Raw genomic sequence first — 12,754 nt, 5'->3', positions numbered from 1 at the left:
CTGCCTGCAGCAATTCCTCTTCTTATGAACTCAGGGTCTTTGCCTTCGATCTTGGCTACGGTCTTCATCTCTTCTGTGATCTTTCCATTCTTTGCATCTGTTACTATTGTCATGATCGATACCTCGATGGTTACTATATCCTACAAAGTACAGCTCTTATATAAGACTTTTTAAAAAATTAACTTTTGTTTAAATCAAGCTGACTTTACTTGATTCTATTCAAAATTCTCTATATGTATCAACTTGTTCATTTTCAGCATCTATGAAGCGTTTTAAACTTGTAAGTTCGTTTACTGTCACGATATGCAAGTAAAATTAGAATAGTATAAAAAACAAATCAAGTTGATTTGATGTGCTATCAAGTAAAAATGACTGTTTGGAAAGAAAAATCCGTTCAATGAACATCATTGCTTGCCTGACTTGTTCCTTTGTCGCAGCACACGCATGATCTCCATATGCATCGAAACCATAAGATCGCTTAGCATACCCAAAACGAACATCTGAAAACCAGACATGATCAGCAAAGCTGTAAGAACGGTCATAGGTATACGTGTGATACCTTTGAACCATTGATCGACCACGTAAGTACCTGTTACAAGGCCTGAAAGAATAAATATAGTTCCGATTATGCCAAAATAGAACATAGGGTTGTGAAACCTGGCTAAAAGGTATATTGTTTTACCTATCCTGAAACCATCTTTAAGAGGATTGAGCTTGGTTGCCGCATCGGACTTGCGGGAAAGATAAGTTATTGGCACTACCTCTATGGCATGGTCAAGTTTAATGCTCTGTATGGTCATTTCTGACTCAACTTCAAATCCCGTTTCTTTCAGAGCAAAAGATTTGTAAACATCCCGGGTGAAAGCCCGATACCCGGTCAATATATCAGTGAGATGTTGCCGGTATGCCATACTGAACAAGCTATTAATGAGTTTGTTGCCAATCAGATTAAGACCTGGGAAGGCTCCCTTTTCGAAGTTGTCCAGTCTGTTCCCTATCACATGCTCTGCACGGCCCTCTAACAGAGGAGCCAGCATTGCATGCACATCAGAAGCAAGATAAGTGCCATCCCCATCCAGCATTACGAGATATTCATTATCCAGTGTTTCAAAGGCCTCTTGGACAGCCTGACCTTTACCTTTTCCCTTCTGTAAGACGACGCTGGCACCTTCAGTTTCTGCAAGTTCCCTGGTCTTGTCGGTACTATGTCCATCTATGACAATTATGTTATTGAATCCTTCAGATCTGAAATCCCTTATTAGCTGAGCTATTGTGGCTCCTTCGTTAAGTGTGGGAATAAGTATACAGACGTCTTTTTCCTGCAAGATGCTACCCTTTAGAGAAGTCCCATACTATCAAGCTGCTGTTTAACTACTTCAACGCCTTCCCCACAGTTCTCAGGTGTTTTCCCGCCAGTTACCACAAGCTTTCCTGAACTGAAAATAAGAACAACTACTTTTGGTTTATCGATACGATATACAAGTCCGGGGAATTGCTCAGGTTCGTATTCTATGTTCTCAAGACCAAGCCCTATAGCTATTGCATTAAGGTTAAGCACAGCGTGAAGATCTGCAGATGCTACAATATTCTGTACGGTGATCTCTGGTTCTTTTATGGTTTTTATACCGATCTCATTGAGCTTTTTGGCCATGTTGCTTATTACTGTATGGACATCAGCCACGTTCTTTGCGCCGGTACACACAACCTTTCCGGAAGTAAAGACCAGGAATGCAGCCTTGGGTTCAGAGACCCGGTATACCAGACCAGGGAATTTCTGTTTGTTGTATTCAGCACCTTCGAATTCTGCCTCGATCTTTGTTAGATCAAACTCATCGGCAAGTTTTGTAGAGGCAACCACATTCTCGATCTTAATATTGTATTCGGTCATTGAAAATCCTCAGTATTTAAGCATGGTTTATATCCATAATTCCTTATATAAACTAATAGCTTGATATTTATATACGTATTTAAACTCACCGGGTGTAAAAAATGAAAATTACGTTCTTGTAAGATGATATTTAATACGTTTCATAAAGCAGAATCATCTGTTTTTAACATAGGGAAGGCAAAAGTATGGACATTAGCCAAGAAGGGGAAACTAAAAACGGTATCCCTGTTCTTTATGCTATAACGAGAAGCAAATGGCGCGAATGGCTGGAAGAAAATTGCTGGTCTGAGAACTCAATATGGTTAATAATTTACAAAAAGAAGAGTAAAACACCAAGTATTGGTTTTCTTGAAGCAATAGAAGAAGCAATTTGTTTTGGCTGGGTTGATAGCAAGGCGGTCAAAAGGGACAATGACAGTTTCTATTTATTTTTTACACCGCGTAATCCAAAGAGTACATGGGGCAAAGCCAATAGAGAGCGGGCAGAGAAAATGATCAAAATGGGTTTAATGACACAAAGAGGACAAGAGGTTATTGATCTTGCTAAAAAGATGGGAACATGGGAAGCATTAATTGAAGCTCAGAACCTGGTTATCCCGGATGATCTACAGAAATTATTTGATAAAAATGAGATAGCATTTAAAAATTTTATTTCTTTTTCCCCTTCATCAAAAAGGGTCATCCTTGAATGGATCTCAAAAGCTAAAAAACCAGAAACAAGAGACAGAAGAATCTTAAAGACAGTTGAACTTGCGGCGAATAACATTAAAGCATATCATTATTGATACCGTTTCAGATCAAAATAGTACTCCATCTATTGAATAAATGAAATCAATCAGAAGATTCTTTTTCCAGGGCTTTCAATCCATCTATGATAGCATCGTATTTTCTGCAAATCCTTTCTATAAGGTCTGCCTCCACGCTTCCGTGAGTTGGGACAAGTATGTCAGCCCCTTCGCTTACTTGCACATCATTGCTCGACAGTCCATAATCAGGAGCGATCACAACGCCTTCTGCAGATACTCCTAGTTTCAGGTCATTAATGATCCTGGCCACCATATCAGTTGCCGGCTTAACTTTCTTATCTATCAGAAGAGCTTTTGAAGCATACTTTTCCTTGAGTTCCCTCAGGTTTGACAGGGTAAGTTCTACTTTCTGGGAACTCCCTATATTTTCCAGCGCTTTCACTGCCTGAATAAGGTCATCGAAAGTAGTGGAACCGACCTCGATGATCTCTCCATCATAGTACCTGCTTACCTTTTCCAGATATCCCCGGGATATCACAAGTTTAGAAACATCTGCAAGTTCTTCTATTTCTTCCTCTGTAGGATCATAGGCATTGATCACTTTATAATCCTCTATGCCACAAAATATTGCCAGGGATTGGTACATAGGGGTGAATGCCACAACCTTGCATCCAAGCCATTTATTGAGTCCCTTGTCACCGCTCTGCTGGCGGGAAAGCTCAATGATCTTCTGTTTGATAGCTTCCGGATCGTTCGAACTCAATCCGAAATAATCGGCGAAAAGTGGAGTTGTCTGCAGCTTTTTTGTTCTGCCGTAAGGCAGGGACATGATAAGACCACGGTCTGTAAGTTCTCTTATGTGATCATACACTGTGTTTCCCCTCATATCCACCAGATCAGATTGCACAACAGGCTGATGATACGCTATCATTGCAAGAGTGCGCAGCATAGGAGCGCTCAGTTCCTTGGGAGCTACTGGTCTTACAAGGTCTGTAAACATGGGTTTTACCTGCATAACATAACGCTGTCCCAGGTCTATTATCTCTATGCCGGATTCCCTCGCTGAGTACTCTTTCATGAGTGTTCCAACTACTGCAACAGCTTTGTTTGCAGGCTTGCCTATGATCTTTCCCAAGGTCTGGGCATCCAGTGCCCCACCGGCAGCAAAAAGTGCTGCTTCAATAGTTTCCTTCTCATTCATTCCCTGTCATAACCTCGCTGGGACTATCATCAGAAATATGTGAGGGATATATGAAAAGCTCTCCAAACAGCTCATCCTGCTGAAGCCATATTTTCTTCTCAGTAGCAAGGAAAAGCAGGGAAACGTAGGTCATTATGTTCTCTGACCTTTCTTCACCCATCAATTCTGAGAACACAACAGACCCATGTTCTTCAAAAACAGAATCAAGCACATGGTTAAGTCTGGAAACACGTCCAAGGATATCTTCTTCATGGGCTATGCCCAGAACCTCATCAGTGGTTACAGCAACTCTTTCTTCAAGTTTGCGGAGCAGTTTCTTTTCCTTTTTCCTGTGTTCCACTCTTTCAGCTTTCTTCAGTTCAGCTATAAGTTCCTGCAGCGTCACAGGTCTTGTGGCAATCCTTCTCACAGGCAGCTTCGGTACCGGATAATCATCAACTTCAAAGAAGTCCATGCTGTCGTCGAAAATATCAGCTTCTTCCGGCTCATCCATGTCTACCCAGTTAGACTTCATACGTAAGAGTATGGAAGCATAAAGCAGTGTCCTCCCTGAGATGCGCAGGTCCATCATCTGTATGTCTTCTATGCGCGCCAGGAATTTGTCGGTAACACTGACAATATCAATATCCCATGGATCAATCTCTCCATTTTTGGCGAGATTTACCAATATCTCTACGGGCTCGTTCATTACATCATCAGAAAACTCAAGCAGGTTCTCATCAACTCCCAGAGTGCGCAGTGTATCCAGGAATTCAGGATCAATAGCCCCGGGTAGCAAAGTATGGCTTTCTGAAAGAGGTTCGACTACAGTTATTGTCTCAATTTCCTCTATAATACTACTCATCTGAACTTCACACCCGTTATGCTTGTAATGTTGTTCTCCTGCATTGCAACACCTATAGTCCTTGAAGCTGCTTCTATCATTGGTTTTCTCAGGGAAACAACAATGAACTGGGCATTTTCCACAGACTTTCTGACCCTTTCAGCCACTCTGGCAGCATTGGCTCCATCCAGGAACATATCGATCTCATCAAAAGCATAGAATGGTGCTGGCCTGTATTTCTGAATAGCGAACACAAATGACAATGCGGTAAGGCTTTTCTCACCGCCTGACATAGCTTCAAGGCGTTGCAAGGTTTTTTCCTTGGGCTGGGCCCTCAAAGTAAGACCACCGTTGAAAGGATCCTCAGGATCATCCAGCACAAGTTCTCCAATACCATCTGAAAGTTCATTGAATATCTCGTGGAAAGCAGTATTTATCCCATTATATGTTTCCATAAAGGCACCTTTTTTAAGGACTTCATATTGCTTGATCCTCTCCAGGATCTGTTCCCTTTCATTGAACAAAGTGTCCCTTCTTGACCTGAGATCTTCCAGCCTTGCCTCTACTTCATTGAATTCATCTATGGCCCTCATATTGACAGGTTCCAGACGTTCCATTGCCTTCTCAATGGAGGCTATCCTGGTACGTACAGCCTCAGATCCTGGAACATCATCTGTTTCCTCGATGCCTCTTTGTGTCAGTTCTGTTGTCAGTTCTGTTATCTGTTCCACAAGAGCCGCCTGAGTGGCTTCCATAGCCATCAGTTGTCTGTTACCTTCATCAAACCTTGTCCTTGAGGACTCGAACTGTTTCCTGGAAAGACCATACTCGTTCTGCATGCCAAGACGCTGCTGTTGCATGTCCTTTAGCTCATTAACAAGCTCTGATTCACGAGCCTGCTTCTGGGTAAGCACTACCTCAAGTTCCTTGATCTTTACTGTAAGCTCATCCACGCGTTGCTTGTGATTTGTTTTCTTTTCATCCAGGGACTTTATGATATCTCTGTTCTCCTCTATCCTGCCAGTAGCATATTCCCTGTCAAGGTTAAAGGCATTGATCTGTGCTTCAATGTCACGGATACGCCCTTCCAGACGCCTCATCTCTTCATCAATGCTCTCTGCCTGTCTGTTCAGTTCAGGCACCTCAGATCCTGCAAGCTCACCTTCCAGTTCAGAGATCTTCTCTTCAAGTGAACCGGCATGTTCATCCTTTTCTTTTTTCTGAGCAGTTACAGCCTCCATCTCTGTTCTCAGTTGCTTGCGAGTTTCTTCGATCTCAGCAAGTTCAGCATTCTTTGCTGCCAGCACCTGCGCCAGACGCTCTCCTCTGCTAGCGATCTCCTCTAGCTGCATTTCTTTACGGGAGATCTCTTTGTCATGCTCATTTATCTCCCTGTTCACATCAGCAATATGGCCTTCCACAGCATCCAGTTTTTTGATAGCTGCACTGCGTCTTGAATCGAATTCGGTGATCTTCTCTGCGACTTTGATCAGTTTATCTTTTTCTGAGGTGGCGAAGGACAGTCCGGAACTCTGCGCCGAACCTCCGACCATAGCACCGCTCTTCTCGATAAGCTCTCCCTCCAGGGTTACCATTCTCAGACCACCCATAAGCCTGCGGGCATTCTGTAATGTATCTACCACAAGAGTGTCCCTGAAAATATACCAGAAGGCAGACTCGAACCTCGGTTCGAAGTCCACAAGGTCTATCGCATAGCCGATGACCCCATTCCTGTCGCTGAGATCTTTGTAAGGCCTTCGCTCTTCCATTTTGTTAAGAGGAAGGAACGTAGCCCTGCCAGCCTGTCTGCGTTTAAGGAAGTCTATAGCTCTGGCAGCATCTTCATCAGTGTCCACCACTACTGCCTGCATCTTTCCGCCGGCAGCTATGCCAAGGGCAGTTGCATACTTCTGATCAACACTTCCAAGCTCAGCGATGGTACCATATATTCCGGGAAGCCCATGATGCTTCTTTTCATTGATTATCATGTCCACAGCTTTAGAATATTTGCTGTGGTCCTCGGCGGCTCTTACTCTGGCCTCGATACGGGCATAGTCATCATGGTATTTACGTAGTGATTCTTCGATATCTTTTACCACTCCTTTGAGCTGGGAGCGGTTGCTTTCAAGGTCGTCTATATCCTTTGTGAGCGAACTTATTTTCTCATTGAGCTTCTCAATATCATATTTTACAGAACCGATATCACTGTCTGAAGAAGCAGCCTTTGAACGGGCATCTTCCATCTCGCTCTCAATATCCCTTACCTCAGCTGATTTGCGCCTCAGGGCATCCAATAGCCTGTCTTCCTGGCGCATGAGCTCATTTTTCTCATTTCTAGTGTTCTCAAGACTGTTCTTAAGCTGGGTAAGTTCATCCCGTGTCTTGGCAAACTTTGCATCCACATCGGATATCCGGCTCTGCAGTATCATTCTCTGAGTCCGCTTTTCCGAATGTTCTGCCCTGATACCTTCAAGACGTGCTTTTTCTTCGTTTATTTTTGCATCCAGGTCAGATACCTTGCCTTTGATCTCATCTATCTCTACAAAGGCTTTCCTCCTTCTGGAATCCACATCTTCCAGTTCCCTGTCTGCAAGTTCTATACTGTCCTTACACCGTGAGATCTCACCGCGTGTAGACTCTATATCTTTCTTTATCTGGATCTGCTCATCTTCTCCCATCCGCTGTATCTGGAGAGTGAGCTCTTCAAGTGACTTTTCCAGTTCTTCCATCCGCTGGCGTCTTTCTTCAAGGCTAGCTTCCAGCTCTTTCATGGAAGATCTGCGTGATTCCATGTCAGCATCAATTGATACCAGTTCCTTCTTCGCATCCTTGAGCCTTGCAAGGAGCATGAAGCCTTCAAATTTTGTTTTTTCTTCTTTCAATGCCTGGTATTTGAGTGCCTGGTCTCTTTCCCCTTTAAGTTTTTCGAGCTGAGCAGCAACTTCTTCCAGAATGATATCGACCCTTTCAACCCTTTCCCGGACGATCTCAAGCTCGCTGAGAGCTCTTTCCTTTTTGTTGTCGAACTCGGCAACTCCTGCAATTTCATCGATGATCTTGCGCCTTTCAACAGGAGTCATGGTGATTATGCGGGTTACGTCACCCTGCATTACTACATTATAGCCTTCAGGTGTCACCCTGGCCTTTGCAAGATAATTATGCACATCTGCAAGGCTCACAGCTTTACCATTGAAGTAGAAATAACTGTAATATCCGGTATCAGTTTCCCTTATTTTCCTGGTGATGGCAACTTCATCAGTATCCACAGGCATCTCTCTGTCTGTGTTATCGAATTTGATGGTCACCTGTGCAAAATCAGGCTTTTTTGCCTTCTCACCGTTATAGATAAGGTCTGTGAGCTTCTCAGCCCTAAGAGTGCGTGAGCTGGAAAGGCCCAGCACAAAAAGTATACCGTCAATTATATTGGATTTACCACTGCCGTTTGGGCCTGATATTGTGGTGAAATCATCATAGAATGGTATCTTCACTTTTTTCCCGAAGGACTTGAAGTTAATGAACTCGATTTCCTTTATGTACACGTGGATCCTCTGTGTTTAAATCCTTTCTCTGAAAGGTGGTCATTTCCTGCGGGTGACAGTTACGACCGCATCTTCATCATCACGTGTCTCTACGCTTTCGTAGTCCGTCTCTGACCTCTTCCTGGAAACATTGTCTCTGGCAACGATGAACTCACCACTGGATGTTGGGGGAACGTTCTTCTCTTTCCTTCTGAAACTGCGTGCGTCATCACTTTCTGCTATGATATATTCAGTCTTTTTTTCTTCAGCTTCAGGTTTTTTCATTTGGGAAGGTTCTGGTTGTGCATCCCTTATGTAAAAGCGCTGGTTCATTGAAGCTGTCTGCCCGATCGGTCCCCGCGGCAGGTCATTGGGCCTGATTGAAAAGGATGGAGGTTTCGCAGGTGACTGAGGGGGCCTGGGAACTTCAGGTTGTGGCACTGTCTTCTTTTTTTCATCCCTTAATATCCTTGTCTCTGTCTCTCTTGCTACTGTTGTTTCTCTTGTAGCAACAGGGGCAGGAGGTTGCAACGATGTTGAACTATCCTGTTCTCTCCTTTCAAGTGCCGACTTTTTGAATGAGCGGATCAATGATTTTTGATCTAACAATTCATCCATAACGCCATTGAGATTATTGGCCAGTTCCTGGATCCTGTTCTCAACTTTTGAAAGACGATTATTGATATCAAGATCATTTTTGAATTCACTACGAAGCTCTGTCAGGATGGAGTCCCTGAGAGACCTTTTGATCTCATCTATCTCTGTTTCTTTTTCCCTTAGTTGCCTTTCAAGCCTTTCAATGATGAAATCCCTATTCTCACCATTCATGTGATACCTCGCAAGACCATTCTATCCCTTCTGTGGCGAATTATATGACAAAAGTATAATATAACTTATGGTTCATTTTATATAAATATGCTTATAAATACTCTCGCTTAGCGCGCTGTTATTGAGGAAGTATTTGTGATCGGATCTTTTTCCACATAGAACAAGTGATCTGCAGAATCGATAAGTGCTTCATCATGTGAAACAATAATTATCTGGACCACACCGAAATCTCTCATGCGGTCTATGAGCCTGATGAGCTGTTGCACATGTCCCCTGTCAAGGAATACAGTCGGTTCATCCATTATCAAAGGAGGAAGGGTTGAACCCTTTGCGGGCCCGTTCATTGCCATGGACAATAATCTGTAGATGGCACATCGCAATACCAGATTGAAGATCGCTCTTTCTCCACCACTAAGTAACTTTGGTTCCAGAGGAGTACCATCCTTTCCGAAGATTGTCAGATTATACTCAGGATCGAGCTGCACATGAGAATATGCGTTGTTCGAATACATGAATCCGAATATCTCATTTATAAGAGCATCAAGAGCACCTACATTGCGGGACCGAAGCTCCGCTCTGATGCGCATGTACATACTCTCAAGTTCTTCTGCATCCCTGTACACTGCACCAAGAAAATCTGATCTGTGCTGAAGGGAGCGCAACTCCTGTTGCAGGCGGGAAAGCCTTTCTATTTCCTTTTCTGCCATTCCTGTTTGCTTCATCACTTCAGTCTTTCTCTCTTCCAGCTTCCTGATATCGTCTTCGATATTCCTGAGAGCTTCTTCATACTGCTGCAACAGGGATCTAAGTGATTCTGCATCTATCCCTCCCATCCTTTTGTCGATCTCTGATAACCGTTGTTTTCCATCCTTGATCTGCTGTTCCAGCAGTCCAATCTTTTCCTGTTCACTGTGTATCCGTTCTTCCAGCTTCTCTATATCCTTTACCTTAGATTCACTTTCTATAAACTTTTGTTGTGCTTTTTTTGCAAGATCAAGCTTTTCCAGAGCTTCAGCATGCTTTTTAACAGAGACAGAAACAGATTCCTGCAGCAACTGTCCCTGTTCCTTCAGTTGTGCAACTGCTGTTTCCATTTCTTGTTTATGGGAAACAGCTTCATTTGATCTCTTACTGTCATAATCTATTCTTGAAGCATGGTCTTGAAGCATTTTCTCAGACATATTTATTATCTCATTTGATGATCTGATACGATTATCACAATCCTCCATCTTCTTGGAAACTGCTTTTACCTGCTTTAGTTGTTCCATCTTCAGGCCAAATTCTTCTTCTTTCTTACTGATAGCAGCCAGTTCATCTTCCAAAGAAGCCAAATGTTCCTCATCAGATTGGATCGTTTCATGCATTGCAGAGCCATGCAGATCCTGGCCACAGGTAGGGCACTTGCCTTGATCCATAAGTTGTTTACTTTTCTTTATACGCTTGCTGATCTCTTCTTTTCGGGCGAACAATTTCATTTTGTCTCCGTGCAAACTCTTTTGTTGGGTTTGTACGAGTTCTATTATGTCTTCAAGTCCTGATAATTTCTTAGGAGTAAAACCAAGGGACTCTATTTCTCCTGCCATGTGTAATTTTTCCGCTTGCGTATCTTTAAGTGAAACTTTTAGCTTTTCAATTTGTACAGCCACATCTTCCTTCTTCTTCAGGTTGCTTTTAAGAGAGAGATCTATATCCTTTATCTGGCTGGAAAGCTGCTGTAAATTCCTATCTGCATTTTCAATTTTTTGCGTATGCAAGGCTTTTTTTTGCTCGGCATCGTTAAGCTTGTTTCGTTGTACAAGCTCCTGCTTTTCAGCATGCACAAGCATTTGCTCTACTTCTCCATCCCATTCCATTTGTTCCTTGATACTGGAAACACTTTGTTTGAGTTCATTTATATGTGAGCGTAGAGATTGAATAGAAGAAGTACTGTTGTTAATACTCTCAAATGCTTCTGTTTTTTTATTATTGAAACCCAGTATCTGGGTGCTGATCGACTTTTTTTGAAGTGTAAGTTGTTCATATTCTCCAAGCTTTGAACGCAACTCATCGATGCCTGACCTTGCTTTATCTCTTTTTTTAATGACATTAGCATGATGTTCCTTAATCTGTGAGGCTTCGGTCAGCAAGCGGTTCAAGCTGCCAACAGGATCCTTACTTTCGATCTCTGCTGTTTCGTTCTTTACTTCCTTTATCCGCCTTTCTGTATCCCGCTGATGTCTTCCCACTCCTATCCTGGCACTTCCGGCACGTTCTCTGTAATCTTCAAGTTTTCCGATCTGCAGAAGGTCATCTATCATCTTCTGCCTGTCCGCAGGTTTTGCATTAATAAGTACATCTATCTCGCCCTGCCTTATGTACACGCAGTTCCTGAAAGCTTCTTCATCCATTCTAAGGAGCGAAAGAATGCTGTCGTAAGTGCGTTTTGCCTGGTCTGTGAATATCTGCCCGTTGACCTTCAGCACTGAACGGGTATTTGAGGCTCTCCCAGATTCAGGATCATTACGAAATACCTGTTCCATAGAGTAAACATTACCATTTTGCTCAAATTCCAATAAAATAGATGCCTTTGTGGCTCCCTTTCGCACAATATCGGTGATAGTGAAATCTTTTGTGAGGGTCCTGCTTCCAAAAAGACCTGTGAAGCAAGCTTCCAGCAGGCTGGACTTACCACTGCCATTAACCCCTGAAACAACAGTGACCCCATTCTTAAAATGAATATCAAGGTCTTGATAACTGCGGATATTCTCAACTTTCAGGTATTTAAGCATCAAAGGTAATCACCCAGATTGTACTGTTTTGGCTTTGCATGAGCAGATGCCTTTTGTTTCTTTTCTGGATGCTTTTCATTCTCTGTTTCTGTTGCAACTATATCTGGCTCTTTTTCTGGTTCAGGGACCTTGTCCTCGGTAATGTTGATCTCAGATCTTTCAGTTTCTATTATAGTTATTTCAGGGGGCAAAGAAAGAGTTGCCTTTTTCCCGGTTTCAGATACAGGTAACGATGTTTTTTCCTGGATACATGTCAATGGTATTGGTTTTGAAAAGTCCATTATCTCCAGAAGAGTACTAAGACGGTTTTCTGCCTCATCGCTAACCTTTGTTTTGGGAAGGGATAGGTCTCTGACGATCTCGTCCATGAGCAGCCCACCCTCTGAAAGATTCATTTTTTTGATCTCGTCTTTTATCGCCTCATCTGGATCATAGAAGGAAATGGAAACAGATTGTCCAAGAAGATCTTCAGTGACTTTCCTCAGGTCCCTTACCCCTGGAACGAGTACATTACGTGAAAGTAGCATCTCTTCTATCTCAGCATAGGAGATCGACACGCTGTCATCATCGCCGGTTATTTCTACGAACACCACTTTCCCTTCCACGTCCTGTTCTTTCACGGCAGACAATATGTCCTCGTATATCTTTGCAGGATCCCTTATTGTCACTGGTATCCTCAAGAATTCCCGTGTACGAATAGTCCGTCTGCTGATATCGATGCCCTTTTCGGAAACGGTAATTATGTTGTAAGATCGATCCTCTTTTTCTGCAAGACTATTGCGCTCGGTGCTGCCACAGTATGTTACCCACGTATCACCCACGGTGATCTTCTCATACTTGTGATAATCTCCCAGTAGCATCACATCCACATGGAAAGGCATAGATCCTATCACCGAAGCACAGTCCCACTCACCAATAGTAATGGGATTCATTAGCTGATGCATTACAAGTACATTATATGAAGAGTCCAGAGGTTCTTCAA

General features: G+C 42.9%; 10 protein-coding genes. 1 reads left to right on the top strand and 9 read right to left on the bottom strand.

Annotated elements, in window-relative coordinates; translation table 11 throughout:
- The 3 genes from AB7U21_RS06585 to AB7U21_RS06575 all read right to left on the bottom strand — a co-directional run.
- Nucleotides 1-113: phosphomethylpyrimidine synthase ThiC (locus tag AB7U21_RS06585; protein ID WP_428387844.1), on the bottom strand; the 113-nt coding region annotated here is incomplete at its 3' end.
- A gap of 291 nt (nt 114-404) precedes the next feature.
- Nucleotides 405-1,325, bottom strand: a complete 921-nt coding sequence (gene aglJ, locus AB7U21_RS06580) for an S-layer glycoprotein N-glycosyltransferase AglJ (RefSeq protein ID WP_333787166.1) — start codon at nt 1,323-1,325, stop codon at nt 405-407.
- 11 nt (nt 1,326-1,336) lie between these two features.
- Nucleotides 1,337-1,888 carry a TATA-box-binding protein gene (locus AB7U21_RS06575; protein WP_292351525.1) on the bottom strand — a complete coding sequence of 184 codons (552 nt, stop codon included), beginning with the start codon at nt 1,886-1,888 and terminating at the stop codon, nt 1,337-1,339.
- A gap of 185 nt (nt 1,889-2,073) precedes the next feature.
- Between AB7U21_RS06575 and AB7U21_RS06570 the strand changes: the two genes are divergently transcribed.
- The gene (locus tag AB7U21_RS06570) at nt 2,074-2,673 is read left to right on the top strand and encodes a YdeI/OmpD-associated family protein (RefSeq protein ID WP_428387840.1); all 600 of its coding nucleotides are present in this window, start codon (nt 2,074-2,076) and stop codon (nt 2,671-2,673) included.
- 46 nt (nt 2,674-2,719) lie between these two features.
- On the opposite strand, the gene scpB is transcribed toward AB7U21_RS06570, so the two are convergent.
- The 6 genes from scpB to AB7U21_RS06540 form a co-directional block, all read right to left on the bottom strand.
- Complete coding sequence (scpB, locus tag AB7U21_RS06565; protein ID WP_428387838.1) at nt 2,720-3,835, bottom strand: SMC-Scp complex subunit ScpB; 1,116 nt, start codon at nt 3,833-3,835, stop codon at nt 2,720-2,722.
- Nucleotides 3,828-4,679: a ScpA family protein gene (locus AB7U21_RS06560; protein WP_333787164.1), complete on the bottom strand. Its 852-nt coding sequence runs from the start codon at nt 4,677-4,679 to the stop codon at nt 3,828-3,830. Before AB7U21_RS06560 ends, scpB begins: the two co-directional genes overlap by 8 nt.
- A complete protein-coding gene (gene smc, locus AB7U21_RS06555; RefSeq protein WP_428387835.1) occupies nt 4,676-8,197 on the bottom strand; it encodes a chromosome segregation protein SMC in 3,522 nt (1,173 codons plus the stop codon). The genes AB7U21_RS06560 and smc overlap by 4 nt, the downstream gene beginning before the upstream one ends.
- A 39-nt stretch (nt 8,198-8,236) precedes the next feature.
- Nucleotides 8,237-9,004 (bottom strand): hypothetical protein, encoded by a 768-nt coding sequence (locus AB7U21_RS06550; RefSeq protein ID WP_333787162.1) that lies wholly within the window; start codon nt 9,002-9,004, stop codon nt 8,237-8,239.
- A 107-nt stretch (nt 9,005-9,111) separates the two neighbouring features.
- Nucleotides 9,112-11,772: an AAA family ATPase gene (locus AB7U21_RS06545; protein WP_428387842.1), complete on the bottom strand. Its 2,661-nt coding sequence runs from the start codon at nt 11,770-11,772 to the stop codon at nt 9,112-9,114.
- The coding region (locus tag AB7U21_RS06540) for a metallophosphoesterase family protein (protein ID WP_428387833.1) at nt 11,772-12,754 on the bottom strand (983 nt) is incomplete at its 5' end. The genes AB7U21_RS06545 and AB7U21_RS06540, both read right to left, overlap by 1 nt.

This window comes from Methanomethylovorans sp., assembly GCF_050177135.1.
Taxonomy (GTDB): domain Archaea; phylum Halobacteriota; class Methanosarcinia; order Methanosarcinales; family Methanosarcinaceae; genus Methanomethylovorans.
This window is presented reverse-complemented; position numbering and strand designations above follow the sequence as displayed.

Excerpts from the sequence above, each read along its gene's own strand:
- AB7U21_RS06575 (WP_292351525.1), bottom strand. The coding sequence starts at position 1,888 with ATGACCGAATACAATATTAAGATCGAGAATGTGGTTGCCTCTACAAAA.
- AB7U21_RS06570 (WP_428387840.1), top strand. The coding sequence starts at position 2,074 with ATGGACATTAGCCAAGAAGGGGAAACTAAAAACGGTATCCCTGTTCTT.
- scpB (WP_428387838.1), bottom strand. The coding sequence starts at position 3,835 with ATGAATGAGAAGGAAACTATTGAAGCAGCACTTTTTGCTGCCGGTGGG.
- AB7U21_RS06560 (WP_333787164.1), bottom strand. The coding sequence starts at position 4,679 with ATGAGTAGTATTATAGAGGAAATTGAGACAATAACTGTAGTCGAACCT.
- AB7U21_RS06550 (WP_333787162.1), bottom strand. The coding sequence starts at position 9,004 with ATGAATGGTGAGAATAGGGATTTCATCATTGAAAGGCTTGAAAGGCAA.
- AB7U21_RS06545 (WP_428387842.1), bottom strand. The coding sequence starts at position 11,772 with ATGCTTAAATACCTGAAAGTTGAGAATATCCGCAGTTATCAAGACCTT.